This is a genomic window from Paenibacillus sp. URB8-2, assembly GCF_013393385.1.
Taxonomy (GTDB): domain Bacteria; phylum Bacillota; class Bacilli; order Paenibacillales; family Paenibacillaceae; genus Paenibacillus_AQ.
This window is the reverse complement of the sequence record NZ_AP023239.1, coordinates 4,863,054-4,887,373: the sequence shown is the minus strand read 5'-3', so window position 1 is coordinate 4,887,373 and position 24,320 is coordinate 4,863,054. Positions and strand designations below refer to the sequence as shown.

At 53.1% G+C, this 24,320-nt stretch carries 20 protein-coding genes and 1 pseudogene; 14 read left to right on the top strand and 7 right to left on the bottom strand.

What is annotated here, in order from left to right; genetic code table 11:
* Positions 1-85: 85 nt before the first annotated feature.
* The gene (locus tag PUR_RS22610) at positions 86-718 is read right to left on the bottom strand and encodes a GGDEF domain-containing protein (RefSeq protein ID WP_179037189.1); all 633 of its coding nucleotides are present in this window, start codon (positions 716-718) and stop codon (positions 86-88) included.
* Between the two features lie 159 nt (positions 719-877).
* On the opposite strand from PUR_RS22610, the gene PUR_RS22605 reads away from it, so the two are divergent.
* Positions 878-2,320: an amino acid permease gene (locus PUR_RS22605; protein ID WP_179037188.1), complete on the top strand. Its 1,443-nt coding sequence runs from the start codon at positions 878-880 to the stop codon at positions 2,318-2,320.
* Here PUR_RS22605 and PUR_RS22600 read toward each other — a convergent pair.
* Positions 2,317-2,949: a LysE family transporter gene (locus PUR_RS22600; RefSeq protein ID WP_179037187.1), complete on the bottom strand. Its 633-nt coding sequence runs from the start codon at positions 2,947-2,949 to the stop codon at positions 2,317-2,319. The two genes, PUR_RS22605 and PUR_RS22600, sit on opposite strands and share 4 nt — an antisense overlap.
* Positions 2,950-3,466: 517 nt before the next feature.
* Here PUR_RS22600 and PUR_RS22595 point away from each other — a divergent pair.
* The 4 genes from PUR_RS22595 to PUR_RS22580 all read left to right on the top strand — a co-directional run bounded on the left by PUR_RS22595 (position 3,467) and on the right by PUR_RS22580 (position 7,808).
* On the top strand, positions 3,467-4,546 hold the full coding sequence (locus PUR_RS22595) for a bifunctional 3-deoxy-7-phosphoheptulonate synthase/chorismate mutase (RefSeq protein ID WP_179037186.1): 1,080 nt from the start codon (positions 3,467-3,469) through the stop codon (positions 4,544-4,546).
* A 157-nt stretch (positions 4,547-4,703) separates the two neighbouring features.
* Positions 4,704-5,027, top strand: a complete 324-nt coding sequence (locus PUR_RS22590; protein WP_124697065.1) for an HPr family phosphocarrier protein — start codon at positions 4,704-4,706, stop codon at positions 5,025-5,027.
* Between the two features lie 270 nt (positions 5,028-5,297).
* Complete coding sequence (locus PUR_RS22585) at positions 5,298-6,749, top strand: SulP family inorganic anion transporter (protein WP_179037185.1); 1,452 nt, start codon at positions 5,298-5,300, stop codon at positions 6,747-6,749.
* A 228-nt stretch (positions 6,750-6,977) separates the two neighbouring features.
* The gene (locus PUR_RS22580) at positions 6,978-7,808 is read left to right on the top strand and encodes a prohibitin family protein (RefSeq protein WP_179038036.1); all 831 of its coding nucleotides are present in this window, start codon (positions 6,978-6,980) and stop codon (positions 7,806-7,808) included.
* A 127-nt stretch (positions 7,809-7,935) separates the two neighbouring features.
* On the opposite strand, the gene PUR_RS22575 is transcribed toward PUR_RS22580, so the two are convergent.
* Together PUR_RS22575 and PUR_RS22570 are read right to left on the bottom strand one after the other, a co-directional pair.
* Positions 7,936-8,934: a ketoacyl-ACP synthase III gene (locus PUR_RS22575; RefSeq protein WP_232101607.1), complete on the bottom strand. Its 999-nt coding sequence runs from the start codon at positions 8,932-8,934 to the stop codon at positions 7,936-7,938.
* A gap of 4 nt (positions 8,935-8,938) precedes the next feature.
* Positions 8,939-9,280 carry a hypothetical protein gene (locus PUR_RS22570; RefSeq protein WP_179037184.1) on the bottom strand — a complete coding sequence of 114 codons (342 nt, stop codon included), beginning with the start codon at positions 9,278-9,280 and terminating at the stop codon, positions 8,939-8,941.
* Between the two features lie 304 nt (positions 9,281-9,584).
* Between PUR_RS22570 and deoC the strand changes: the two genes are divergently transcribed.
* The 7 genes and pseudogenes from deoC to PUR_RS22535 all read left to right on the top strand — a co-directional run bounded on the left by deoC (position 9,585) and on the right by PUR_RS22535 (position 18,649).
* Complete coding sequence (gene deoC, locus PUR_RS22565) at positions 9,585-10,262, top strand: deoxyribose-phosphate aldolase (protein WP_179037183.1); 678 nt, start codon at positions 9,585-9,587, stop codon at positions 10,260-10,262.
* Between the two features lie 305 nt (positions 10,263-10,567).
* Complete coding sequence (locus PUR_RS22560; protein ID WP_179037182.1) at positions 10,568-11,872, top strand: homocysteine synthase; 1,305 nt, start codon at positions 10,568-10,570, stop codon at positions 11,870-11,872.
* Positions 11,873-12,047: 175 nt separating this feature from the next.
* Positions 12,048-13,019, top strand: a complete 972-nt coding sequence (locus tag PUR_RS22555) for a hypothetical protein (RefSeq protein ID WP_179037181.1) — start codon at positions 12,048-12,050, stop codon at positions 13,017-13,019.
* 517 nt (positions 13,020-13,536) lie between these two features.
* Positions 13,537-15,582 (top strand): heavy metal translocating P-type ATPase, encoded by a 2,046-nt coding sequence (locus tag PUR_RS22550; RefSeq protein ID WP_179037180.1) that lies wholly within the window; start codon positions 13,537-13,539, stop codon positions 15,580-15,582.
* Between the two features lie 306 nt (positions 15,583-15,888).
* Positions 15,889-16,830, top strand: a complete 942-nt coding sequence (gene trxB / locus PUR_RS22545) for a thioredoxin-disulfide reductase (protein ID WP_179037179.1) — start codon at positions 15,889-15,891, stop codon at positions 16,828-16,830.
* A 67-nt stretch (positions 16,831-16,897) separates the two neighbouring features.
* The gene (locus PUR_RS22540) at positions 16,898-17,134 is read left to right on the top strand and encodes a glutaredoxin family protein (RefSeq protein ID WP_124697057.1); all 237 of its coding nucleotides are present in this window, start codon (positions 16,898-16,900) and stop codon (positions 17,132-17,134) included.
* 299 nt (positions 17,135-17,433) lie between these two features.
* A pseudogene (locus tag PUR_RS22535) lies at positions 17,434-18,649 on the top strand (IS110 family transposase).
* A gap of 193 nt (positions 18,650-18,842) precedes the next feature.
* Here the strand turns inward: PUR_RS22535 and PUR_RS22530 are convergent.
* The 3 genes from PUR_RS22530 to PUR_RS22520 all read right to left on the bottom strand — a co-directional run bounded on the left by PUR_RS22530 (position 18,843) and on the right by PUR_RS22520 (position 21,339).
* Positions 18,843-19,043, bottom strand: coding sequence for a hypothetical protein (locus PUR_RS22530; RefSeq protein WP_124697056.1), 201 nt, complete (start codon positions 19,041-19,043; stop codon positions 18,843-18,845).
* 32 nt (positions 19,044-19,075) lie between these two features.
* The gene (locus PUR_RS22525) at positions 19,076-19,837 is read right to left on the bottom strand and encodes a GNAT family N-acetyltransferase (RefSeq protein ID WP_179037178.1); all 762 of its coding nucleotides are present in this window, start codon (positions 19,835-19,837) and stop codon (positions 19,076-19,078) included.
* 386 nt (positions 19,838-20,223) lie between these two features.
* Positions 20,224-21,339, bottom strand: coding sequence for an IS110 family RNA-guided transposase (locus PUR_RS22520; protein WP_179037177.1), 1,116 nt, complete (start codon positions 21,337-21,339; stop codon positions 20,224-20,226).
* A gap of 341 nt (positions 21,340-21,680) precedes the next feature.
* Here PUR_RS22520 and PUR_RS22515 point away from each other — a divergent pair, with 341 nt between their 5' ends.
* On the top strand, positions 21,681-22,805 hold the full coding sequence (locus tag PUR_RS22515) for a transglutaminase domain-containing protein (RefSeq protein ID WP_179037176.1): 1,125 nt from the start codon (positions 21,681-21,683) through the stop codon (positions 22,803-22,805).
* Between the two features lie 297 nt (positions 22,806-23,102).
* Positions 23,103-24,281 carry an IS110 family RNA-guided transposase gene (locus PUR_RS22510; RefSeq protein ID WP_179037175.1) on the top strand — a complete coding sequence of 393 codons (1,179 nt, stop codon included), beginning with the start codon at positions 23,103-23,105 and terminating at the stop codon, positions 24,279-24,281.
* The last annotated feature ends 39 nt before the right edge of the window (positions 24,282-24,320 follow it).

Below are 24,320 nucleotides of genomic sequence, written 5' to 3'. Positions count from 1 at the left end.
GGACATAAGCTTTGGTATTAAGCAAAGAGACGAGTTAACGATTTATCGTTATCGTCTCTTTTTTTGCGGATATTGAGCGGAATGCCTATGCCTTTTTCTCGTTGTACATATTGGAGTCGGCAAGAGTAATCAGTACGGAAAGGGTGGAGTTGTCGTCGGGATAAAGGGCTGAGCCGATGGAGATATTGACGGGCAGATTCATGCTGGCCGACAACCCGGCAATTGCCGTATTGAGCCGGTGTTTGAGCGCTTCCACCTCTTCATAGCCGGAGCAGAGCCCGCAGAGCAAGAACTCATCTCCTCCCCAGCGGACGGCAACCGTCTGCCTGCTGCTTTCCAGCTGCAAAAGCTTGCCAATTTCAATAAGCACGGCATCGCCGGTTTGATGATTCAGTGTATCGTTGATCCATTTAAAATTGTCACAATCGATGGATAGTACGAATACTTTTTGACCGGTCCGGTCCGCCGCAGCCATCATCCTTGCGATTCGGACATCCGCTTTTCTTCGGTTATACAGCCCGGTCAAAGGATCTCTCTCGGAATAAAAGACGGCCCGGTCAAATTGAAGTCCCGCCCAATAGCATATCGCCGCAAATATGGGATATCCTAGCCAGTCGAGCATTGTAATTTCTCTGCCCAGAAGAACATAGTAAAGGAGATAGGAACTGTGCAGCATAAGGATGATGCTTATTATTAGAACCCTTCCTGTATATTTCATAGTGGCACCTCGTAAATAGGCTATTAGAACTATTGGTGTAAGTACATCATACTAATTTATCGAATAAATAGAGGTGAATATTAATAGCCTGCACATGAAAAAAGCTTAAAAAAGGCATGATAATTAAGCACGCAATTTACTTCAAGCGAGGATCGAATAATGGGCAAACAATCGTCTTCGAAAGGCAGCGGGAAGCTCAAGTGGTGGCAGTTGTCTTTGCTCGGAGTGGCGGGAACGATCGGAACGGGCTATTTTCTGGGTTCGGGCCTTGCGATTATGATTGGCGGTCCGTCCGTCCTGATCGCTTATCTTCTGGCTGCGGCCGGAACCTACGTCGTATTCGACGCGCTGTCCCGCATGACGGCTGATCATCCCGAACAAGGCTCCTTCCGTTCATACGCGCAGAAGGCATTCGGGGGATGGGCGGGATTCGGAAGCGGATATGTTTATTGGTGCTCCGAGCTGCTTATTATGGGGAGTCAGCTTACGGCGTTGTCCATATTCTCCAGATTTTGGTTTCCGGCTGTTCCGATGTGGATTTTCGCCGCCGGTTTCGGTTTGCTCGGTCTGATTATCGTCTTTTTCGGCAACAAGGGCTTTGACAGGGTAGAGAATGTGCTTGCCGTTGTCAAAATCGCCGCGATTGTCATGTTTCTGATTATTGCGGCGGGACTTCTTGCGGGCTGGATCGACGGAGGGCGGTTTAAGCCGAATATGCCACTGACGATGAAAGAATTTTTCCCGAACGGCGGAATGGGACTGTGGTCATCGTTTATTTTTGCCTTTTACGCTTATGGCGGCATTGAGGTGCTCGGCATTATGTCATACCGGCTCCAGAAGCCGGAGGAGGCCCCCAAAGCGGGGAAAATCATGCTGCTGCTTTTGGCGGGCGTGTATGCACTGTCGATCGCCTTAGCCGTAACTATGGTGCCCCAATTCAAATTCAATCCGAAGGAGAGCCCGTTCGTGCTGGCTTTAAGCAGCGACCATTTGGCTTTTGTTCCCCATGTTTTTAACGGGGTGCTGATCGTTGCCGGCTTCTCCACGATGACTGCTTCGCTGTATGCCGTTACTTCTATGATGATTACGCTTGCGCAGGAGGGTGACGCACCCGGATTGTTCTCGCGGAAGCTGAAGGACAAATATCCGGTGCCTGCGCTGAGCCTGATTGCGGCAGGTCTTACGGCGACCATCGTAGCGGCTCTGCTGATGCCGGGAAAGGTGTATGAGTACATTACCACGGCGGCAGGTCTTATGCTGCTTTACAACTGGTCGTTTATTTTATTGTCTTCCGCAAAACTGCTGAAGCCCGCCAAACTCAGCGGCTTAAAACGCTGGTGCGGGCTTATGCTGATCGCTGCGGCGGTTATAGGAACGGTCTTTCATCATGAGAGCCGGCCGGGCTTCTTTATCAGCCTGCTGCTTGTGGCGCTCATTGCCGGCTGCGACGCGATCGTCCAGCGTGTGCGCAAAGGGCGCAGCGGCAAGGAAAGGGAGCAAGACAAGCCGGAGAATCCGGCGGCTGCTCCCCTCCACGGACGCTTAAGCGGCGGGCCGGGTTTTCGCATCAAGGGGATTTGGCTGCGCAAATCACGGCGTTAGTGGAAAAAGAGCAGACGCGCGGCTTCCTTTCCGAAGTATAAACCGAATCCGATCAGCGCCAGTCCGGAAATGACCGACAAGCTTTTTAATACTCGGCTGGTCAAGAATTTACGAAAAAAGCTGGCTGCCCCAGCCATGCTGATATCCCAGAAGAGAATACCGAGAACGATGCCGCCGCTGTACAGAAGAAGCTGCTGCATCGGAAACTCTGCAGCGGCTTTGGCCAGTACGGAACCGTAAATTCCGAGCCAGAACAGGATCGACAGCGGATTGAACAGGGACATCAGAAATCCGGAAAGCAGGGATTTGCTGAGCCTGGCGTCGGCTCTTGCTGATCCCGGGACGGAGACGCGGCCGGCATCCTTAATGCTCTCAATCCCGGTGTAGACTAGCACAAGAAATCCGAACAGCCAAAGAAAAGCTTTGATATAAGGGGATTCCAGCAGTTGAATGACGCCGAAATAGACAAGCAGCATATATAAAATGTCCGCACAGATCGCCCCGAGCCCGACGAACCAGGCATGCCAGAAGCCGCTGCGGACCCCTTTGTCCAACTGTGCGGCGTTAATGGGCCCTATAGGTGCTGAAAGCGATATTCCAAGAAAAATGTAGCCGATAAAAATGTCCACGGTCACGTCTCCTCCTCAGCCGGATAGGTCGTACATCTTATCCTATTCGGCGTGATGGGCATGTACTACATTTTTTGGAAATTAAAGATTAGATTAAAGTGTTGCAGTTTTAATGCTTTAATGCGTTGGTTAGAGCCATTGCATCAAGCGACAATATCCATTAAGATACCAGAAGAAAAGACTTCGCTGTCCTTCCGGACGGTGCCCGTTATAATAAAGCAAAGACGTTGACGAAGAGAGTAAGCGCAAAATAAGGATCTGAACAGGGAAGGCATGCCGAAGACTGAGAGCTGCCCCGGATACGATTGCTGCCGAAATTCACTTCCTAGTCGGTTCCTGAAGTGCCTTTATGGGCATGGGTAGGGAATCCCGCACCCCGCGTTACAGGGTTTAAGACAGAGCTGATCTCCTTCGAACTGAAGAACGGCTCTAAATAAGGGTGGTACCACGGCTCCTCGTCCCTTGACGGAGAGCCTTTTTGCGTTGTTATAAAAGAGAAGAGGGAGTGTAACACATTATGAGTAATGCGGAACTGGAACAATTAAGAAGCCGGCTGGATGAGATCAACAGCGAACTGCTCGCGCTGATTTCGGAGCGGGCTGCGATAGTCCGTGATATCGGGGCTGTCAAGGAGAAGCAGGGAGTGCCGAAATTCGATCCCGAACGGGAAAAGAAGATGCTGGACAAGCTCGTAGCCGAGAACAAAGGACCGTTCACCGAAAGCACGGTCCGCACGCTGTTCAAGCAGATCTTCAAGGCATCGCTTGACCTGCAAAGCGCCGAGCATAAGAAGAGCCTGCTTGTCAGCCGTAAAACCCGCAAGGAAGACACGGTTATCATCCTTCCCGGGGACGTTCTGGTAGGCGGCAACGCTTCGCTTATGGTGGCCGGCCCCTGCTCGATCGAGAGTGAGCAGCAGACCCGGGCAGTTGCCGCGGCGCTGCAAAAGGCGGGCGTGCGCGTAATGCGCGGCGGTGCGTTCAAGCCTCGCACCTCGCCGTACGATTTCCAGGGTCTTGGCATGGACGGCCTGCGCATTCTGCGCGAAGCCGCGGATGAATACGGCCTTCTGACCATCAGTGAAATCGTCGACCCGGCGCATATCGAGCCGTCGCTTGACTATGTCGACATCATTCAAATCGGCGCGCGCAACATGCAGAACTTCGAGCTGCTTAAGGCGGCCGGCGAAGTGAACAAGCCGGTGCTGCTGAAGCGTGGACTTGCGGCGACGATGGAGGAGTTCCTGCATGCGGCGGAGTACATTATGTCCCGCGGCAATACGCAGGTCATGCTGATTGAGCGCGGTATCCGCACCTACGAGAAATGGACGCGCAACACGCTTGATATTTCCGCCGTGCCGATTCTGAAGCAGGAGAGCCATCTGCCCGTTCTGGTCGACGTAACCCATTCCACCGGCCGCAAGGACATCCTCGTACCCTGCGCGAAAGCCGCGCTTGCGGCGGGGGCCGACGGCATTATGGTTGAGGTCCATCCCGATCCGGCGACGGCGCTGTCCGACGCGGCGCAGCAGCTTAATATCGACGAGTTCAACACGTTCATGGACGAAGTGAAGGCGTCCGGATTGTACCGCCAATAATCGCTGCAAAAAGCGTGCTGAGGCTGTCTTGTGGCATAGTCCGGAGCCACAGGATGAAGGTTTACCGATTTTGTCATGATTAATAGGCCGGAATCCCTTTCAAGCTGCTGCTCCCGGTGCTAAAATTTGGGGTAACAACCTTGGGAGGGACCTATTTATGCGCGTTCACGATATTACTTTGACCCGCGACTTTTCCTCCGATGACCTCAAGAGCATATCGATTAATGCGGGACGCTACCTTTCCGAGATTATACTGCTGAAGCCGGATGCGGTCATCGATGTGAAAAGCTTGCTGGGAATGATGCTGTCTCCACTCAAAAAAGGCTTTGTCATTACCATTCGCACCAGAGGCAAGGACGAAGAAGAAGCGCTGGACTTTATGTGCGAGATTATGGATTCCGGTATGGATTCCGGTATGGATTCCAGTTGGCTGAACAACGCCGTCCCGAATGGTGGGGAAATGGCTGAGAAGCAGTTCTGATTAAAGACAGGAAGTTGAGCTGCCGTGCTCAATGAACTGGAAAAGGGGTGTTCCAAAAGCCATGAAATGGCTGCTGGAACACCTCTCTTTTTTTAATTATTCGAATGCAGGAGAAAACAGGTGAATATGAAAGAGAAAACTTGAAATAAACGCTTACAAATCGATGATGTCTGATTGTGGCTGCAGTGGCGGATCAGGTACAATTAACGGCATTAGCGTTGCATCGGACCTGTTACACTCAAATCCAAAACGCAGGAGGGAATCTTTCCATTGAAGCAAAGCAAATTGAATAACGGCTGGTTATCGAATACCCGGAGTGACGTTCTGTCGGGAATGACGGTGGCCGTTGCGCTCATACCGGAGGCGATCGCTTTTTCGATTTTGGCGGGAGTCAGTCCAATGGTGGGCTTATACGCGTCTTTTTGTATTGCAATCGTAACGGCAATCGCCGGAGGACGGCCGGGTATGATTTCGGCGGCCACGGGAGCGATGGCGCTACTGGTCGGCACCCTTGTCCTGAACCACGGCATCGAGTATTTGTTCGCGGCTACGATTCTCTGCGGCATTTTTCAGATTCTGATGGGTGTGCTGAAACTGGGGCGCTTTATTACGTTTTTGCCGCAGCCGGTAATGACCGGTTTCGTGAATGCCTTGGCCATTCTTATCTTTATGTCGCAGCTGACGCATTTCAGCGGACAAGGCCCGCTCATGTATATACTCGTTGCCCTGACACTTGTTATCATATACACCGTGCCAAGGCTGACCAAGGCTGTGCCTTCGGCTCTGATCGCGATTATTATCGTTTCAGCGTTGACCATCTTTTTGCATCTTAATGTCAAAACGGTAGGAGATATGGGGCATATAGCGGCTTCTTTGCCGCTGTTCCATCTTCCGCAGGCGCCGTTTACGCTGGATACGCTGCTCATTATTTTGCCGTATTCCTTGTCGCTTGCGGTCGTAGGGCTGCTCGAATCACTAATGACGGCTACACTCATTGACGATATTACCGGCACCGGCAGCGACAAGAACCGAGAGGCCAAGGGCCAGGGGATGGCGAATATCGTGACCGGCTTCTTTGGAGGAATGGCGGGCTGCGCCATGATCGGCCAGTCGATGGTCAATATGAAATCCGGCGGCCGTACGCGGCTGTCCACCTTCGTGTCGGGCATCTTTCTGCTGTTCCTGATTTTGGTGCTCGGCGATGTGGTCAAGCAGATCCCGATGGCCGCGCTGGTCGGCGTCATGATCATGGTGTCGGTAAGCACATTTGAATGGGGCTCGCTGAAATCGCTTGTCCGCGTTCCGCTCAGCGATGCGCTCGTCATGCTCGTTACAGTGATTTCGGTTGTAGCCACGCATAATTTATCAATCGGCGTGCTTCTGGGCGTGCTGCTGAGCGCGCTGACTTTTGCTTGGAAGATGGCTTCGATCCGCATGACGGCAACAACGGAGGGCGGCTCCAAGACATATATCGTTTCGGGACAGCTGTTCTTTGGCACGATGAGCCATTTTATCAATGAGTTCAGTTATGGGACCGATCCGGATAAAATTGTCATCGATTTCTCGCATTCGCATATTTGGGATCAATCGGCGGTGAACGCCATCTCAAAGACGATGGACAAGTATGAACAGTATGGAAAAACAGTAACGATCATCGGCATGAATGAAGAAAGCTCCAGGCTCGTAAGCCGGGTGGGACTAAGAGTGACGGACGGTCACTAGCATATATCATACGGACAGAAAGACGGCGTTCCTCTTGGCGGGACGTCGTTTTTCTTGCTTGCCCGGACGAATGATTTTTCAGGCCAATTTGCTGCGACCTTTTTTGCGGAGCCGCCGTATACAATGTATAGTGGAAGGCCGGCTGAATCCGGGCAGAATGACTTTGGACTCCGAAACAACATCCCGGCCAGGGCTTCCCGAATTAATTAGGGGGGAATGTTTGTGAATATGGAGACCAATCCAAAGCTGAGGTCGTTTCGTTCGAGGAGAATAATCGGCGTCGTCGCAGCCGTGCTCATCGTGCTGTTGATCGGGGGGAATGCCTTTTCCACGGTAGAATACGGCCATGTGGGACTGTACAAGACGTTCGGAAAGCTGAACAACAATATTTTATCGCCGGGTATCCATTTTAAGCTTCCGTTTATTCAAACCATTATCCAGGTCAACACGCAGGTTACCAAGGCGGAAACCGATACATCGGCTTCGTCGAAGGATCTTCAGCCCGTATCCACACATGTGGCGGTGAACTATTCCGTGAACAAGGAGTCGGCGTACAATCTGATGAACAATATCGGCGGCAGCTTCGATTCGGTTATTATCAATCCCGCCATCCAGGAAATCGTCAAGGAAGTTACAGCCCGGTATCCCGCCGAGGATCTGATTACCCGCCGCGACATCGTCGCCGGCGAGATCAGCGGACATTTGACGACTCGGCTTGCCAAATACGATCTGATCGTGAACGACATCAATATCGTCAATTTCAAATTCTCCGAAGCTTTTAATGAGTCGATTGAAGCAAAGCAGGTGGCCCAGCAGCAGGCGCTGAAAGCGGAGAATGATCTGAAGCGGATCGAAATCGAGGCGAAGCAAAAGATCGCCCAGGCGCAGGCGGAAGCTCAGTCGCTTAAGCTGAAGAAGCAGGAAGTCACACCCGAGCTCGTACAATTGAAGCAGATTGAGGTTCAGGAGAAAGCGCTGGAGAAATGGGACGGGAAGCTTCCGACCGTTACCGGCGGGGCTGCTCCGTTTATCGATGTTGATTCTCTTACCGCAAAATAATCCGATCCAAGCTGGCTGCATTTTAATCATGCTTGAACTATAACAAAGAACCTCCAACGACGCCTTGGCGGAATTGGAGGTTCTTTGTTATAGCCGAAGAAGTCCATTTATACTGAAAAATGTTTAATTAATACTGAAACAGAACCGTCGGAAGCTGCCAGCCGGCTCCCACCGACCAGAAGAAAATGTAATCGCCCCGTTTGATGCTTCCCTGTTCAATACCGCGCTGCAGCGCGATAAAAGGGCTGCTTGTCCCGGTATAGCCGAACTCGTCGCCCACATAAATGAATTTATTCATATCGGCGCCCAGCTTTTCGCAGATCAGCTCGATATTTTTCAGTGAGAACTGCGACAGGCAGAAGGCCGAAATATCGTCCAGGGTCAGTCCGTTGCGCCGCATCACTTCCTGGATATCGGCTGCTGCGGGTTCGACTACGCAGGTGCCGTCGAACGGCTTCCAGGCAATCCGTATTTGTTCCGGCTTCATTTCGGGATTATAAATATTGGACAGGCCGCACGCGGGAAACATGATATTCTCGCAATCCCCGGAATCGGTGTAATACAAGGAATCCATGAAGCCGCGCCCTTCGGAGCCACGCTCCAAAATGACGGCCGCCGCGGCATCCCCGAAATTGGGCGACGTGATCTCATCTTCGGGATTGCAGTTCACCGAGCTGAGGTCGCTTCCTACAATTAGAGCATAACGAATATGGGGGTTGGACTGCATATAACGGCTTGTCTGCTCTAGCGCAGCCACCATTCCGGCGCAATTTGCGTTGGAGTCGAGAGTAATCGTACGGGATTTGCCGCGAAGCAGATTATGCAGCAGCAGAGCGTTCGTAGGATAAGTATATTCAGGCGTCTGAGACGAGAAGACAATCATATCCAGATCTTCGCTGACGAGTCCGGCGTCCGAAAGCGCCTTCCGGGCCGCCTGATGACCCATGGTCAGCGCGTTCTCTCCTTCGGCGGCGATATATCTTTGTTCCCTGCCCATCACTTGCAAAAAGCGGGCAATATCCTTGCCCATCCGATTAAAATGATTCAAATAATAATCGTTGTGAACGACTTTTTCCGGGTGGTAATAAGCGACCTGGCGAATCGAAATATACTCCAGAGTGAACACCTCCCTAGATTTCTCTGATCTCGTATTGATCCAGCTTCGTAGTGCGCGCTACACGGCCAAGCTGCATTTTGAGAACGGGATTTTTGGCAATGGTAAAGACGACGTTCTTAAAGCCCGATTCTTTATACATCAAATAGCACTGTTCCAGCATGGGGATGACCCCCGGAGCGGTAACGTTCATCGTAGTGCAATCCAACACAATTTCATACTCTTTCGGATTGAACTTACTCACGGAATCGTTGTAGGCGGCGACGAAACGGGCGGCGTCTTCCTGTGAGAAAGAACCCTCCACGGTCACATTTAGAGTGCGCAAAGCCGGGGTGGTTTCGAATTTAAAGCTTCCCATTGGTGTGAAGTTCTCCTCTCTCTATTAAAAATAGAATTTAAAATTGAAATATGTCGAAAATATGAGCATGCTTGCTACATTATACCTATATTTTCTAGTCCGGAAAAGAACATTTAGCAAAATATTCATTGTAGTCGAAATTTTGTTAAATTATTTGAGACTGTTCTGTTCATTGCTTAGGTAATGTAGGATGAAATACCTAGCGAGATGTCTTTCAAAGTCATGCGCTTTGCAAATAGGAGCCCAGTTGGTATGATTACAGGGAGTGAGAGAATCACTATTTACGTTATGGAGGAAATTGTATATGAGCGAAAACAAGCTGACTCAAATGATCGATCATACGCTGCTTAGAGCGGATGCCCGAAAAGAAGATATTGTAAAACTGGCCGAGGAAGCCAAAAGCTACAAGTTCGCCTCCGTATGCGTCAACCCTGCATGGGTTGCCGTCGCTTATGAAGTGCTGAAGGATACGCCTGAGGTTAAGGTATGCACCGTAATCGGCTTTCCGCTGGGAGCCTCGACGCCGGAGACCAAGGCTTTTGAAACGGCGAACGCGATCGCCAATGGGGCGGAAGAAGTCGATATGGTCATCAATATCGGCGCCCTTAAGGACGGCGACGACGACCTGGTGAAGCGCGATATCGCCGCCGTGGTGGAAGCCGCTCGCGGAAAGGCGCTGACCAAGGTCATCATTGAGACCAGTCTGCTAACGGAAGAAGAGAAGATCCGGGCCTGCAAGCTGTCCGTGGAAGCCGGAGCCGATTACGTGAAGACATCGACCGGATTTTCAACCGGCGGCGCGACGAAGGAGGATATCGCGCTCATGCGCAGAACGGTTGGGCCGGACATCGGAGTCAAAGCTTCCGGCGGCGTGCGCAGCGCGGAAGACGCTCTGGTCATGGTCGGCGCGGGCGCTACCCGGATCGGGACGAGCGGCGGCGTCGCGATTGCTAAAGGAGAACAAAATATATCCGGATATTGACATTTATTCGGACGCGACAAGCTGCGGTTGAAGAGGAAAAGCCTCTTTGACCGCAGCTTTTTTTAAAATATAAGCATGTATAAGCGGAGCGCTTAACATTTTGACTTATATTTCTACGAGAAACGGTACCTGAAAGCGATACTCGTATCGCTACTTCGGAAGCTTAAGCTCCCTAAAAGGACGGTGAAGCCGTTTTTTCTTAATTTTTTTTAATTTTCTTATAATTCTCAGTGGAATAATAAGATTAAGTCTTTTCAAATGATATTCTTTGTGAGAGAATAGGGAAAAAAAGGGAGGAACCGACTATGCCAGAACAAACCCAATTGTTATTTGAAACCCTCGCCGTCCATGCCGGACAGCAAATCGATCCGACTACATTTGCCCGTGCCGTTCCGCTGTATCAGACCACCTCTTACGGATTCCGGGATGCGGAGCATGCAGCCAATCTGTTCGGACTGCAAGAATTCGGCAACGTTTATACGCGTCTGATGAATCCGACGACCGATGTGTTCGAGCAGCGGATTGCGGCGCTGGAAGGCGGCGCGGCGGCGCTTGCGACCGCTTCGGGTGCGGCAGCTATTTCCTTCTCCATTCTGAACATCGCCGGAGCCGGAGACGAAATTGTATCCTCGGCCAGCTTGTACGGGGGGACATACAACCTGTTCTCCACGACGCTGCCGAAGCTGGGCATTAAGGTCCATTTCGTGGATTCGGCCAACCCGGACAATTTCCGCAGCGCCATCACCGAGAAGACCAAAGCGCTGTATGCAGAAACGATCGGCAACCCGCGGGGCGATGTGCTGGATATCGAAGCAGTGGCGGCAATCGCGCATGAGCACGGCATTCCTCTTATCGTTGACAATACGTTTCCGAGCCCGTATCTGCTTCGTCCGATCGAGCACGGAGCCGATATTGTCGTCCATTCGGCAACAAAGTTCATCGGCGGCCACGGCACCTCAATCGGCGGCGTGATCGTGGACGGAGGCAAATTCGACTGGAAAGCCAGCGGCAAGTTTCCAGGTCTGACAGAGCCCGATCCCAGCTACCATGGGCTGGTCTATACCGAAGCCTTGGGGCCGGTCGCCTATATTATCAAGGCGCGCGTTCAGCTGCTCCGCGATATTGGCGCGACGATCTCGCCATTTAATTCCTGGCTGCTGCTGCAAGGACTCGAAACGCTGCATCTGCGGCTGGAGCGCCATAGCCAGAACGCCCTGCAGGTGGCGGAGTTCCTGGAGGCTCACGAAGATGTGGAATGGGTAAGCTATCCGGGGCTGCCGAACCATCCTTCCTTTAAGCTCGCGCAGAAGTATTTGCCTAAAGGCCAAGGGGCGATCTTAACCTTCGGCATCAAGGGAGGAAGCGAAGCGGGCCGCAAGGTGATCGAGAATGTGAAGCTGTTCTCGCATCTGGCGAATGTCGGCGATTCCAAGTCGCTGATCATTCACCCGGCCAGCACAACCCATCAGCAGCTTTCGGATGAGGAACAGCTGTCTGCGGGCGTCACGCCCGAACTGATCCGTCTGTCGATCGGCACGGAAGCGATCGAGGACATTATAGGCGATTTGCGGCAGGCGATTGCGGCCAGCCGGGGAGTAATCGCCGGATAAGAGACTACTGACAACCCGGCTGTCAGATTGCCCATCAAAGGGAAGCCCGTACCTGCATATTTCATGCTCCATCTTCGTATGAATTTAGAGAGACCGCAAGAAGAATAACAGCCGGCGGAATGCTTGCTTATACTTCGTCCGGCGACAATCCATAACCGATAAGGTAGGTGCGAAGATGGGGGATAAACAATGGCAGGATAGTGTTCGAAACGGCGTGGAATATCCGTATTCATCCGGAACGGCTGCGGAAATCCCGGCCGGCGTGGAAGACTCGTATCTGCCGGCTTCCTTGCGCGGAGCCCGTCCGGCTTTCCTTGTGCTCCCAGAAGGCCGGGAGGATCGTCCGCATAACCGTGAACCGGGATCGGCTCCGGCAGGGCCCTGCCTTATCAGAAGCGAGGACTGGCTGACGCCTTCATCTTCGCTCTTTGGCGACTGGCTCGCCAGCGGGAGCGGACCGGAAGCGGACCTGGCGCTGCGCCGGGTCTATTACCGGCTGCGCGACGAAGCGGCCGCGTTGCTGGGATCGGCGGACGGGGAGTGGGCAGCGGTGAGCCTGCCCGTCACCCCGGAGCTTGACTCCCGTCCGGACCGGCTCGCCGAGCTCCAGGACACATTGCTGGAAGCGCTCTTCAACGCGCTGGCGGAACGGCAGCGCGAGGGCGGCGACTGCCGCCTGGATTTGCTGGCGCCTTATCCCGCCAGCCCGGCCGAATTCGCCGCTGCGGGCGAATTCATGGAGTCGGTGGCCGAGCAGACTCTCGGCCACCGTTTCGCGGCGGCGTGCCGCATCGGGGCGCTGATCGCCCCAGATGTCCATCCCGCCGCCGCCGCGGAAATCGGGCGCATCGCCGATTTCCTCGTGCTGGACGGCGCGGCGGACCGGTCCGCGCCGGAGGAGAGCGCCGCGGGCTTTGCCTCCGCGGCGGAGCGCATTCTCGCCGCCGTGCGGAGCGTCAAGCCAGAGGCGGTTGTGCTCGCCGCGGGCGCTCCGGCGGCGTCCGAGCTGGCCGATCTGTACCGGATCGGGCTGAACGGGATTTTTTGCGGCGCCGCCCATCGGACCGAAGCGCTGCTTCGGGCGGCCTGCCTGGTCTGGATGGACCGGCATGAGAGCACGGATACGGCCGCCGGCCGGCTATCATAAGCAGTGGGAGTCCGCAGTCATTCCTCCTCCCGTATCGTGAATGAGGGTTATTCTTGCAGAAGCGGACGGAAACAAAGCGAACCGCCGGACAATCGGGCGGGTCGGGTTGTCCTGCACGTCCGGAATTATTCATAAAGTGTCACTTTCAAAGGGAGCGCCCATTGGGCGCTCCCTTTGGCGTATTTTATAAGCCGTTGATCGCTGCCAAAGTTAAGCGATTTCAATCAAGGCGGCAGCGGATTTTCTCTATTCTAAAGAGATTTATTTGTGCAGACTCCGCAAAAAATGGGCTTGTATACTGGTTTACATTTTCCAGGGAGGGGTATATTATAACTATTAAGTTGCACTAAGGAAAACATTTTGTACTAAAGAAACAATGATTATCATTCTCATTACCATGCTGTCCCGGCGGAGCCGGGGCAGCATGTGTCATTTTAAGGGCTGTAAGAATGGCTCTCATTATCATTAGCCCTAAATCCTAATATCCCAATATCAATTAGTAAGGAAGGTGTCTGCGATGCAACAAGCTACGAAATCCATGCCGCGCGTCTCGTCATACGACGAACAATCCAAGAAACCGGGAGCGCCCAAAGGCAGAAAATTCGATCCGAAGGCGATGCTTCAAAATACGGAAATGCAGGCCGCGCTTGGAAGCGGGCTGCTTATGCTTCTGGCCTGGGGACTCAGCGGCTGGTCATCGGTGCTGTCGATCTGCCTTTATGTCATTTCCTACACGGTCGGCGGCTGGATCAAAGCCAAAGAGGGAGTGGAAACACTCGTCAAGGAGCATGATCTCGACGTTAACCTGCTGATGATCGCGGCGGCGCTTGGCGCGGCGTCGATCGGGTACTGGAACGAAGGGGCGATGCTGATCTTTATTTTTGCGCTCAGCGGAGCGCTGGAGAGCTATACAATGGACCGCAGCCGAAAGGATATCTCTTCGCTGATGGCGCTCAAGCCGGCGACGGCGCTGCGTATCGAGCAGGGGGCCATGAACGAGGTGGCCATCGACGAGCTGGGCGTCGGCGATCTGCTGCTGGTGCGTCCGGGCGAGCTGATTCCCTCCGACGGAACCGTGTACCGGGGCGAGTCATCGGTCGATCAGGCGTCGATTACCGGGGAATCGGTCCCGGTTGAGAAGTATTACGGGGATGAAGTATTCGCGGGTACGCTGAACGGCGAAGGCGTGCTGTATATCGAAGTGACGAAATCGGCGGAGAATACGCTGTTTGCCAAAATCGTCAAAATGGTGGAGGATGCCGAAGCCGAGGTTCCGGAGTCCCAGCGGTTTATCAAACGATTTGAGGCGATTTACGCCCGGATCGTGGTCGCCCTGACGCTTGTTCTCGTTTTCCTGCCTCCTTTTGTACTGGGCTGGTCTTGGGGCGCCACGTTCTATAAAGCGATGGTCTTCCTCGTTGTCGCCTCGCCGTGCGCCCTGGTGTCGTCCATTATGCCGGCGATGCTGTCCGCGATTTCCAAGAGCGCGCGCAAAGGCATTCTGTTCAAGGGCGGAGCGCATCTGGAAAATATGGCGCGTACCGCCGTCGTCGCTTTTGACAAAACCGGAACCTTGACGGAGGGCAAACCGGAAGTAACCGATTTTATCGTCGGTGAAGGATACCACCGGCTTGAGCTGCTCAGAGTGAGCGCCTCAATTGAGAGCATGTCGCGCCATCCGCTGGCCGAAGCGATTGTACGCAAAGCCGAGGATGAATGTCTGGAGCTGTGGAGCGTTCAGGATTCCCGCTCTCTGACCGGTTGGGGAATGGAAGGCATAGTGAGCGGTAAGCTGTGGAAGATCGGCAAGTCGAACATTTTGGATGAAGGTACGGTTGCGGAAACATACGCGACGACGGCGGGCAATGCCGAAACCGGAGGGGCGGCTGAAAGGGGCGCCGAGGGCGCGCCGGCGGCGCTGCGGGATGAAGATTTGGCGTTCTGGAGAGAGCAGCGTTCGGACCTGGAGAAGGACGGCAAAACCGTATCCGTTATTCTGGACGGAGACAAAATAGCGGGCATGATCGCGCTTCAAGATACGATGCGCCCGCAGGCGGAGGAAGCGGTGCGGAAGCTGCAGGAGCTAGGCATCAAGGTGGCGATGCTGACCGGCGACCGGGCAGCCACGGCGCAGGCTATCGGCGCGAAGACGGGCGTCGATCTCGTCTTTGCCGACCTTCTGCCGGAGGACAAGGTGAAGCATATCGGCGCGCTGCGGGAGCAGTACGGCCATACGGTAATGGTCGGCGACGGCGTCAACGACGCGCCCGCGCTCGCCCAGGCGACGGTAGGCTTGGGCATGGGCATGAAAGGCAGCGGCGCGGCGCTTGAAGTCGCGGATGTGGTGCTGATGAACGATAATATTGAAGAGATCGCGTCAACCATTTCTCTCGCCCGCCGTTCGCAGCGGATCGTGAAGCAGAACATGATTTTTGCCATAAGCGTGATTGCGCTGCTGATTATCAGCAACTTTACCGAGGGAATCGCGCTTCCCTTCGGCGTCGTCGGTCATGAAGGCAGCACCATTCTCGTGATTTTGAACGGATTGCGGCTCCTGCGGTAACGAATGGATTTGACAAAAGTTTTTAAAAATTAAATTGTTCACAAAATATTCCTCGGGTTGACGAGTCTGGCATATTGACATTTTCGCCAGTGTCTATCATAATAAGTACTACATTATAATAATTCTAAACAAGAAGGAACACCTTGACGCCCTTTGTGCTCTTGCTTCTGAAGCCGGCGATCAAGCATCGCCTTCAGGTATTCTTTTCCCTTAGAAATATAAGGCCAAGGATGAGCGCGCAGCTTATAGATGTTGTACTTTAAGAGCTCGCACTTCTATCGTTCCATATTTAAGGAGGATGTTGTCATGTATAAATCCATTATTGTCGGTACCGGACCCGCCGGTCTGACTGCTGCTATCTACTTGGCCCGGGCCAATCTGAATCCGCTGGTTATCGAAGGTCCGCAGCCGGGAGGCCAGCTTACCACGACGACAGAGATCGAGAACTTCCCGGGATTTCCGGAAGGCATCTTGGGAACGGAACTTATGGACAACATGCGGGCTCAGGCTGAGCGTTTCGGTGCGAAATTTGTTACCGGCTGGGTCAACAGCGTGGAGCTGGGCGAGCGTCCCTTCAAGCTGAATGTTGAAGATATGGGTACGCTTGAGACCGATACGCTGATTATTTCCACCGGAGCTACGGCAAAGTATCTGGGCATTCCCGGAGAGCAGGACAATGTGGGCCGGGGCGTCAGCACCTGCGCAACCTGCGACGGCTTTTTCTTCCGGGGCAAGGAGATTATCGTGGTGGGCGGCGGGGATTCCGCGCTTGAGGAAGCCGGCTTCCTGACCCGCTTCGCTTCGAAGGTAACGCTGGTTCACCGCCGGGAAGAACTCCGCGCCTCCAAGATCATGCAGGACCGCGTGCGCGACAACGCGAAAGTGGAATGGGCGCTGAGCCGCACACCGCTTGAAGTTGTGGCGGGCGACAACGGCGTGACCGGGCTGAAGGTGCTGAACAACGAGACCGGCGAAGAAGAGATCATCGAAGCAAGCGGCGTGTTCGTGGCGATCGGACATCATCCGAATACGGCCTTCCTCGGAGGCCAGATTACCACTGATGCGAACGGTTATATTGTGACGAATCCGGGCACTTCCGAAACGAACATTCCGGGCGTGTTCGCCTGCGGCGATGTTCAGGATACCCGGTACAGACAGGCAATTACAGCAGCGGGCAGCGGCTGCAAGGCGGCTATGGACGCCGAGAAATACATTGAGAGCCTGGAACACAGCGCGGTAATGCTGTAATTTTCATCGGAGCACATCAGGTGTTATAATAACAACAAAAAAAATGATACTTGGGAGGTAACCTACTATGGAAAACGTTGTGGTGTACACATCCACCAATTGTCCGCACTGCCGTCAGGTCAAGAGCTTTTTGAGCGAGAAGGGAATCTCTTACGAGGAGCGCAATATCGAGCAGAACGACGATTATGCGCAGCAGGTATGGGATATGGGCATGCGCGCCGTGCCTGTCACAGTGATTGGTGAACATAAAATCGTAGGCATGAACAAAACGCAGTTCGACAAAGTATTGGCGGCTGCGCAATAATACAGCTATTCTTGGCAAGGGGCGTCTCCGGCAGCGGAGGCGCCTTTTTTTGAAATATCAGACTCCCATGCCGCTGCGCGGCACCACTGAATAATGAAAATATGGGCGATACTGGTTACTGGGCTGGCGAAGGTAGGTCGTACTTTCTTGGTGTCACGAACCCGGATATCAGACGGACCCCATCGACCCGGTGCATCACAGATTGTTGCTCCCATTCGGGAAGCACGCAGGGCAGAATAACCTTAGCATTGGTCTTTGCACCAGCCTTAATTAACGCCAGCAGGCAGGAGAAGCAAAGCATGGAAATCCTGATTGAACGTTGCTGTGGATTGGATGTGCACAAGAAAAGCATCACCGCATGTATCATCACCCCGAAAGGAAAGGAGATTCGAAGTTTTGAAACCCTGACCAGACGACTGGTCGATCTGGTGGATTGGATCAAAAGCGAGCGGTGCAGCCATGTCGCGATGGAGAGTACCGGGGATTACTGGAAACCGATTTATAACCTGCTTGAACTGGAAGATGTCAAGCCGATCGTCGTGAACGCTCAGCATATCAAAGCGGTGCCTGGCGAAAAACGGATGTAAAGGATGCGGAATGGATTGCCAAGCTACTCCGGCATGGACTGGTGCAAGGGAGCTATATTCCCGATCGGGAGCAGCGAGAGCTTCGGGAAATTATTCGCTACCGGCGAAGCATCATCGAAGAACGAGCCCGGGAAGTAAACCGACTGCAAAAGGTGCTGGAAGGCGGAAATATCAAACTCTCGTCGGTGGCCTCCAATGTGCTGGGCGTATCTGGACGGAACATGCTGGAAGCGATGATTCAGGGAGAAAGTGATCCATCGATCCTGGCTGACTTCGCGCAAAAGAAGCTGAAGGCCAAGAAAGAACAATTAAAACTGGCGCTTGAAGGTAGCTTGGGGCCGCATCAGCTGCTCATGCTGGAAAAACAGCTGTCGCATATCGACCAATTGAACGAGTTAATCACCGAACTGGATGAAGAAGTGGAACGCCGAATGACCCCTTTCGCAGAGGACCTGAAGTTATTGGATACCATTCCCGGCGTCGGTAAGCGAACCGCCGAACAAATTCTGGCGGAAATCGGGACCGACATGACACGGTTTCCAAGTCCGGGACATTTATGTTCCTGGGCAGGAATGACTCCAGGTCACGATGAAAGTGCCGGGAAAAAGCGGTCAGCGAAGACCCGAAAAGGGAACAAAAAACTGCGAAGTGCGCTGGTGGAAGCGGCACGGGCCGCGGGACGAAAAAAGAATACCTACCTGTCGGCCCAATATCACCGGATCGCAGGCAGGCGAGGAAAAAACAGGGCAGCAGTGGCTGTCGGACATAGCATCCTGACGATCGTTTATATCTTGTTAACGCGAAAACAAGAATATAAAGAACTGGGATTTGATTATTTCGATCAACGAAACCGCGACATGGTGATGAACCGTTCCAACGATTAGAATCCTTAGGATATCAAGTAAATCTGACGGAACAAACGGCCTGACAGCCGATTTAAAAAATATACAATCTGGGGTTTGTTTTCGTATGCACACTTTTAGTGTTCTGGAGCAACTTTATTTTCAGGGCAGAAAGTATAAGCTCCGCGCTTATCCTTAACCTGATATTTTTACGAGAAACGGATGCCTTCCTCTTCCAGAGGACGGCAAAGCCGTTTCTTCTTATATGGGGATTTCCGGCTAGGCCGGAATAAGGGACATGGCGATCTGAAAGACCGCATACACGGCGATGCCGCCGCCGATCAGCATGAGGCCCGCCTTTCTTCTGGACTGGAACAGGCGCAGCACCCCGAGACTGATCAAGGGGGCGATAACGAGCAGAAACAGCAGTACGGTGATGAACATCCGGGCCGAAATATCGGACGTATCCACATAGGTCATGAGCGTTCACTCCAATTCGTATGTAAGTTGCGCTATCGGCTTGTACGATTTTTCAGCTGTTCTACCAAGGCTTGCACTGTTAGCCGATGAGTGGAGATGAGAGTGTCGTCGCACACAGCTCCGAATACGCCGTAAGGGGTGGGGGACAAGGGGGTCAGAGCATCACGGCTGTGCGGATCATCAATTCCGTCGCTGATATGATGGAGTGCAACGGCGGCTTTGTCAAAATTCGCGGTTAAACTTTGAACATAGGGACACTGAAAAGCACGGAGAAGAGTCAGCCTCTTATAGCGGTTCAGCTGCTCTTCCCAGTCACAGGGAAAGAAAGGGTCATAAGCGTCCGAATGAAGCTTGAGAGCTAGAAGCTCATAACCCCCAGGCACCTTGTCCACCGTTTTAAAGCCATTTTTCAGGAAGATTTCCTTGTACGATGTCCACGAATTTCCCGAATTGACAATAACGGCAATTCCTTGCTTGCCCAATCTTTCCGACTCCTCCAGACAATGATCGATCAGCCTGCTGTCATACTCTTCTCCGGGCCAGACCCACAAACAATGAATAACCATATATAAATCGGCATAGACCATTTTCGAAAAATAGAAGGCCTCCGCGAATTCTATAAACCCTCGCAGCCTCCCGTCATCCGTTATTTTTGCATAGCTTATATACTTCTCCAATTCGGCGCTTAACCAGTTGTTTTTTCTCTGGCAGCTTTCTGAATTTGGGCTGTTTTGATAGCAGTAGCTTCCTTCTTTCTCAAGATTCTCCCGTGATAAGGTTTCAAGCTGTATCATGGTCAGCATTTCTCCTTTCCTTTTCCAGGAAGACTTTCCTAATTTCATTATCGACAAAATACCCCAAATTTGGAATGACAAATATGTGCATGTTTTTCAAACATTCTGCTATGAACAAATCTGTCAAGCACACAGTTACACACAGGGGCTAAATGGCTCGGCACGGGACAAAAATGCAGTCGTCGGCTTGCACACTGCTATTCGTGGGTTGGATACCACAGGGTAAGCCTTCGTATGGAGAGCTTCCGCAAACTTAGAACGCACGTCCTGGGATGAATCCCGGGTGCAAGAATGTATCGCGGGTTCTCTCCAACCTTTTCTTTTGTCCCGGGCCCAGCCTTCCAGCCCGGACGTTCTGCTTCTGCCTGTTGCAGAGGGAGATGACTCTAGTGGGCCGCAGCGCTCTCCACTTCGCAGGCCACCGCCCACACAAACCCGCATAATTCACGCGCCACTGCGGCCACCGCCAGATTCTTCGCCTTACCTCGTTGTACCAGCTTCCGGTATTTCGTATGCAACCGTTCCTGGGCCTTCCATGAAATCAGCTGAATCTGCGGGTTTAATTCTTCCTGTCGCTTGGCGATTTCGCCCCGCACCGCCGGCTTGTGCCGGTAGCTCCACGCCGCTTCCACCAGCAAACGCCGCGCATGCCGGTTCCCCGTCTTTGTCAGTTTCCCCCGCCGCACACTCTGCCCTGACGAATACTCCCTCGGCACCAGCCCCAGGTACGCCATCAGTTGCATCGGGCTGCGAAAACGCCGGAAACTGCCGATTTCGGCCACCAGCGACACCGCCGTCACGAATGCCACCCCTCGCAACCCTTGCAGCGCCTTGACCAACGCTCCGTTCGCGCCCTGGGCGGCCTGCTCCAAAAGTCCCGTTTCGATCCTCTTCAGCCGCTCTTCTCCTTCTTTCACGGCGTGCAAATATTCCCGAAACGTTATCGCTTGCGCTTCCTGCTCCAGCTTCAGCCCTTCCAGCCACAGCCGGTAGCGTTTCGTCCATCTACGTTTAATTCCCGCCGGCGGTGTGATTGAGTACCGCAACAGAAACTTCAGCAGCCGCTGCTTCGCCCGGTGCAGATCTTCCCGGGCGTCTTCCCGCGCCCGCACCAGGTCCCGCAGCGCTTCGTCTTCCGCGCTTGGCACGTAGACCCCGCTCAGTTCGCCGGCCCGAAGCAGCTCCGAAAGGCGCAAAGCATCCCGCCGGTCCGTCTTGACCTGATCTCCACGCCGTACCGGGATGAGCGATGGCGCCACTACCATGCAGCGCACACCCAGGCTCGTCAGCAAACGGTGCAGTCCGTAGCCCGTCGGCCCGGCCTCGTAGCAAACCTCCAGCTCTTCCTTTTTTCCCAGTTGTTTCAGCAGTTTGCGGATCGCTCCAGCTTCGTGCTTGATCGCTCCCACATAGCGGGCGGCGTCTCTGCCGCTTTCCGCTACCGCCACCGCTATTGTTTCTTTCGATACATCCAATCCTACATATTTTGTGGTATAATTCATTCCAACCAGCTCCTTTGCTTGTAGCTCTGAAATGGGGTTTCACGCTTCCATTTTAACCTACGTCCTGCAAACGTGAGCTGGCCTTTTTTGTTCATCTTAACTTAAACGAACTATCAAAAGAGGTGCTGTGAGGGACACGGCGTGGTTTGTCTTTCACCCGGAACCCTTATTCATGATGCCCGCATTGCCGATATTAGAGTATTGAGACGCAATTATTTTGTGAATTTTGGCGCTTAAGTAGCATTGGAAACGCTACTCCCCGCATGTAATATATGGAAGAGGATTTGGGGAATGATTTGGAGCGACGGAAAATTCCAGGCATCAGGGGGGCTTAAAAGAAGATGGGTAAGATGACAAAAGCCGTACTATTGGGCATGTTGGCTGCCGCCGCCGTGCCGCCGGCCGTGTATTGGGGAATGGATTACGCCTATGCCGCGGCAAGCGGAAGCGTCATGCGTTCTGTCGGCGATATGACCCAGCGACTGAGCGGAGCGATGAATAGCCGCAAAGAGAGCGTCACGTTTACATATGAAGGAAAGACCTCAAGCCTGAAGTCGCAAATACAAACGGCGCTGGATCGGGCGATGTCGAGCGATCCCTATTTGAACTATATTGTGAACAGCTACAGCTTCTCCTACCGGGGAGGATCACGCTCGGCGACCGTAAGTGTCCGGCTTGCCTACCGCGAATCGCTTCAGCAGACTGCTTACGTCAACGGACGGGTCAAGACGATCTTGAGCGAGATTATTACTCCGGGAATGACGGCCGATGAAAAAGTTAAGGCGATCCACGACTGGGTGGTGCTTAACCTGAAATATGACACGACCTACACCAAATATACGGCGTATGAAGGGCTGAAAAGCGGCAGCGCCGTTTGTCAGGGCTACTCGCTTCTGACCTACAAGCTGCTGAAGGGCGCGGGCATTGCGAATAAAATCGTGGAAGGCACCGCGTGGCAAGGGGGCTCGGGCCAATCGCATGCCTGGAATCTGGTTCAGCTGAACGGACGCTGGTACCACCTGGATACGACCTGGGACGATCCCACACCCGACCGGGAGGGGGCCGTCAGCACGGCTTATTATTTGCGCACCGACAATCAGATGCGCCGCGACCATACCTGGACGCGCGCCTATCCGGCTGCGGCTGTGGAGTATTCCCGTACGCTGGGTGAACTGGCAAGCGCCGGAGGCGAGAAGCGGTCGGTCTACCAGAAACTTCAGCGGGAGCTAAGGTACGATCTATATGAGGAAAGCGGAATCGTCAATACCGCGGCTGAGCTGGCCGGTCTGGCGCAGCAGGCACGGAAAGCGGGGGAAGCTTCTCTGCTGTTCCGCTACGACGGAAGCGAGAGCAGGCTGGTGAGCGATTTGCAGCAGTTGTACAAGACAGGCTTCAAGGATCTGAGCTATAAGACATCCTCGTTTGAGGATACAGGGGATTTGAAGGTGGAGCTCTTTTGGCAGTAATGCCGGGATATAAAAAATGGCCTCTCCATCCGTCTAAAGGACGGAGAAAGGGCCGTTTCGTATTATTAGGTCAGCCAGAAACTTCTGGTTGGCCTGTTTTTGTGGGTGTTTTAAGATGGCGATAGCCGGGAGAACGCGGGCTGCTTTGGGGACGTTACCCCGTCAAAAAAACTGTTCTCCTACTATTCCCAATGACCATGTTTGAGCTGGTAGGGGCAATGGACCCCGTATCACATGCGAAGCTATGGGTTTGGAACCATCGTAGGATTGCCGGCAAATACGAATCGGGAGGTTGTTATGGAACCTGTTATAGGAGTAGATGTGGCCAAGGGATTCAGTGTCATACAAGCTTTTTTAAAGCGGAACGAGCCTTGGGGGAAGGCGATAAGCATCTCGCATGAGCAAAGCGGATTTGAGCAATTGGGGGAGATTCTGACGGAACTGCAGGCACAGACAGGGATTTCTCCAGCTGTCGTTCTGGAAGCGACCGGTCATTATCACCGTGGACTTGTCGCCTATCTAGAGCGCAGCGGATGGACGTACTTCATTGTCAACCCGTTACAAGCAAAACGAGCGAAAGGCACACAGTTGCGCAAGGTAAAGACGGATGCTGCAGATGCCTGGCACTTAGCCGAAATGTATTACCGGGGAGATGTTACACCGCATCGGACTTGGGATGAGGGGTTTACGGAGCTCCAACATGTAACCAGACAACATGAGTTTGTGACGGGGATGTTTGTGCAAGCGAAGTTAAACATGAGGGCCTTGCTGGATCAAGTTTTCCCGGCGTACGAGAAGGTGTTTCGCAATCTATTCTCGGTAACCTCTCTGTACGTGCTGGCTCGCTGCCTGGAAGGTCAAACTGAGGATTTGCATGTGGTCATCCGAAAAAGTGCAGGGAAATCACATTCTGAGAAGTGGGTAGAAGCTAAGGCGGAAACCCTTAGAGAAGTGATGTCCCGCTGGGGTGAACAACCAAGAAGTCGCGCTCAAACCTCCGTTCTCCGCAGTATGGTGGACTTAGTTCTAGCGTTTACAGATCAATTGAGCGAACTGGAGAAGCAGATGAATGAGATGGCAAGGGGTCTTCCGGAGGTTGAGCTCGTGAAGAGTATACCGGGAATCGGAGATAAGCTCGCAGCCGCAATTGTCGCAGAGATCGGAGATGTACGGCAGTTTAAAGAAGCCAAACAACTGGTGGCTTTTGCAGGTTTAGACCCTGGAATATTCAGATCCGGCAAATTCACGGCGACCAGCTCCAGAATTACAAAACGCGGCTCCAAGAGGCTTCGTCGGGCGTTATATCTAGCCGTACAGTGCGGTATTCGAGGAAGAACAAACCCAAGGATACGGGAGTATTACGACAAAAAAAGAAAAGAGGGCAAGCCCTACAAGGTGGTCGTGATCGCTTGCGCCAACAAGCTACTCCATCACGTGTACGCCATCCTATGTAAGCAGCAGCCCTTCCAAACTTAAAACCCATAATTATCCAGAACCTTCACGCCAATGAAGGTT

Excerpts from the sequence above, each read along its gene's own strand:
- PUR_RS22610 (WP_179037189.1), bottom strand. The coding sequence starts at position 718 with ATGAAATATACAGGAAGGGTTCTAATAATAAGCATCATCCTTATGCTG.
- PUR_RS22605 (WP_179037188.1), top strand. The coding sequence starts at position 878 with ATGGGCAAACAATCGTCTTCGAAAGGCAGCGGGAAGCTCAAGTGGTGG.
- PUR_RS22595 (WP_179037186.1), top strand. The coding sequence starts at position 3,467 with ATGAGTAATGCGGAACTGGAACAATTAAGAAGCCGGCTGGATGAGATC.
- PUR_RS22590 (WP_124697065.1), top strand. The coding sequence starts at position 4,704 with ATGCGCGTTCACGATATTACTTTGACCCGCGACTTTTCCTCCGATGAC.
- PUR_RS22580 (WP_179038036.1), top strand. The coding sequence starts at position 6,978 with ATGGAGACCAATCCAAAGCTGAGGTCGTTTCGTTCGAGGAGAATAATC.
- PUR_RS22570 (WP_179037184.1), bottom strand. The coding sequence starts at position 9,280 with ATGGGAAGCTTTAAATTCGAAACCACCCCGGCTTTGCGCACTCTAAAT.
- deoC (WP_179037183.1), top strand. The coding sequence starts at position 9,585 with ATGAGCGAAAACAAGCTGACTCAAATGATCGATCATACGCTGCTTAGA.
- PUR_RS22560 (WP_179037182.1), top strand. The coding sequence starts at position 10,568 with ATGCCAGAACAAACCCAATTGTTATTTGAAACCCTCGCCGTCCATGCC.
- PUR_RS22555 (WP_179037181.1), top strand. The coding sequence starts at position 12,048 with ATGGGGGATAAACAATGGCAGGATAGTGTTCGAAACGGCGTGGAATAT.
- PUR_RS22550 (WP_179037180.1), top strand. The coding sequence starts at position 13,537 with ATGCAACAAGCTACGAAATCCATGCCGCGCGTCTCGTCATACGACGAA.
- trxB (WP_179037179.1), top strand. The coding sequence starts at position 15,889 with ATGTATAAATCCATTATTGTCGGTACCGGACCCGCCGGTCTGACTGCT.
- PUR_RS22540 (WP_124697057.1), top strand. The coding sequence starts at position 16,898 with ATGGAAAACGTTGTGGTGTACACATCCACCAATTGTCCGCACTGCCGT.
- PUR_RS22530 (WP_124697056.1), bottom strand. The coding sequence starts at position 19,043 with ATGACCTATGTGGATACGTCCGATATTTCGGCCCGGATGTTCATCACC.
- PUR_RS22525 (WP_179037178.1), bottom strand. The coding sequence starts at position 19,837 with ATGATACAGCTTGAAACCTTATCACGGGAGAATCTTGAGAAAGAAGGA.
- PUR_RS22520 (WP_179037177.1), bottom strand. The coding sequence starts at position 21,339 with ATGAATTATACCACAAAATATGTAGGATTGGATGTATCGAAAGAAACA.
- PUR_RS22515 (WP_179037176.1), top strand. The coding sequence starts at position 21,681 with ATGGGTAAGATGACAAAAGCCGTACTATTGGGCATGTTGGCTGCCGCC.
- PUR_RS22510 (WP_179037175.1), top strand. The coding sequence starts at position 23,103 with ATGGAACCTGTTATAGGAGTAGATGTGGCCAAGGGATTCAGTGTCATA.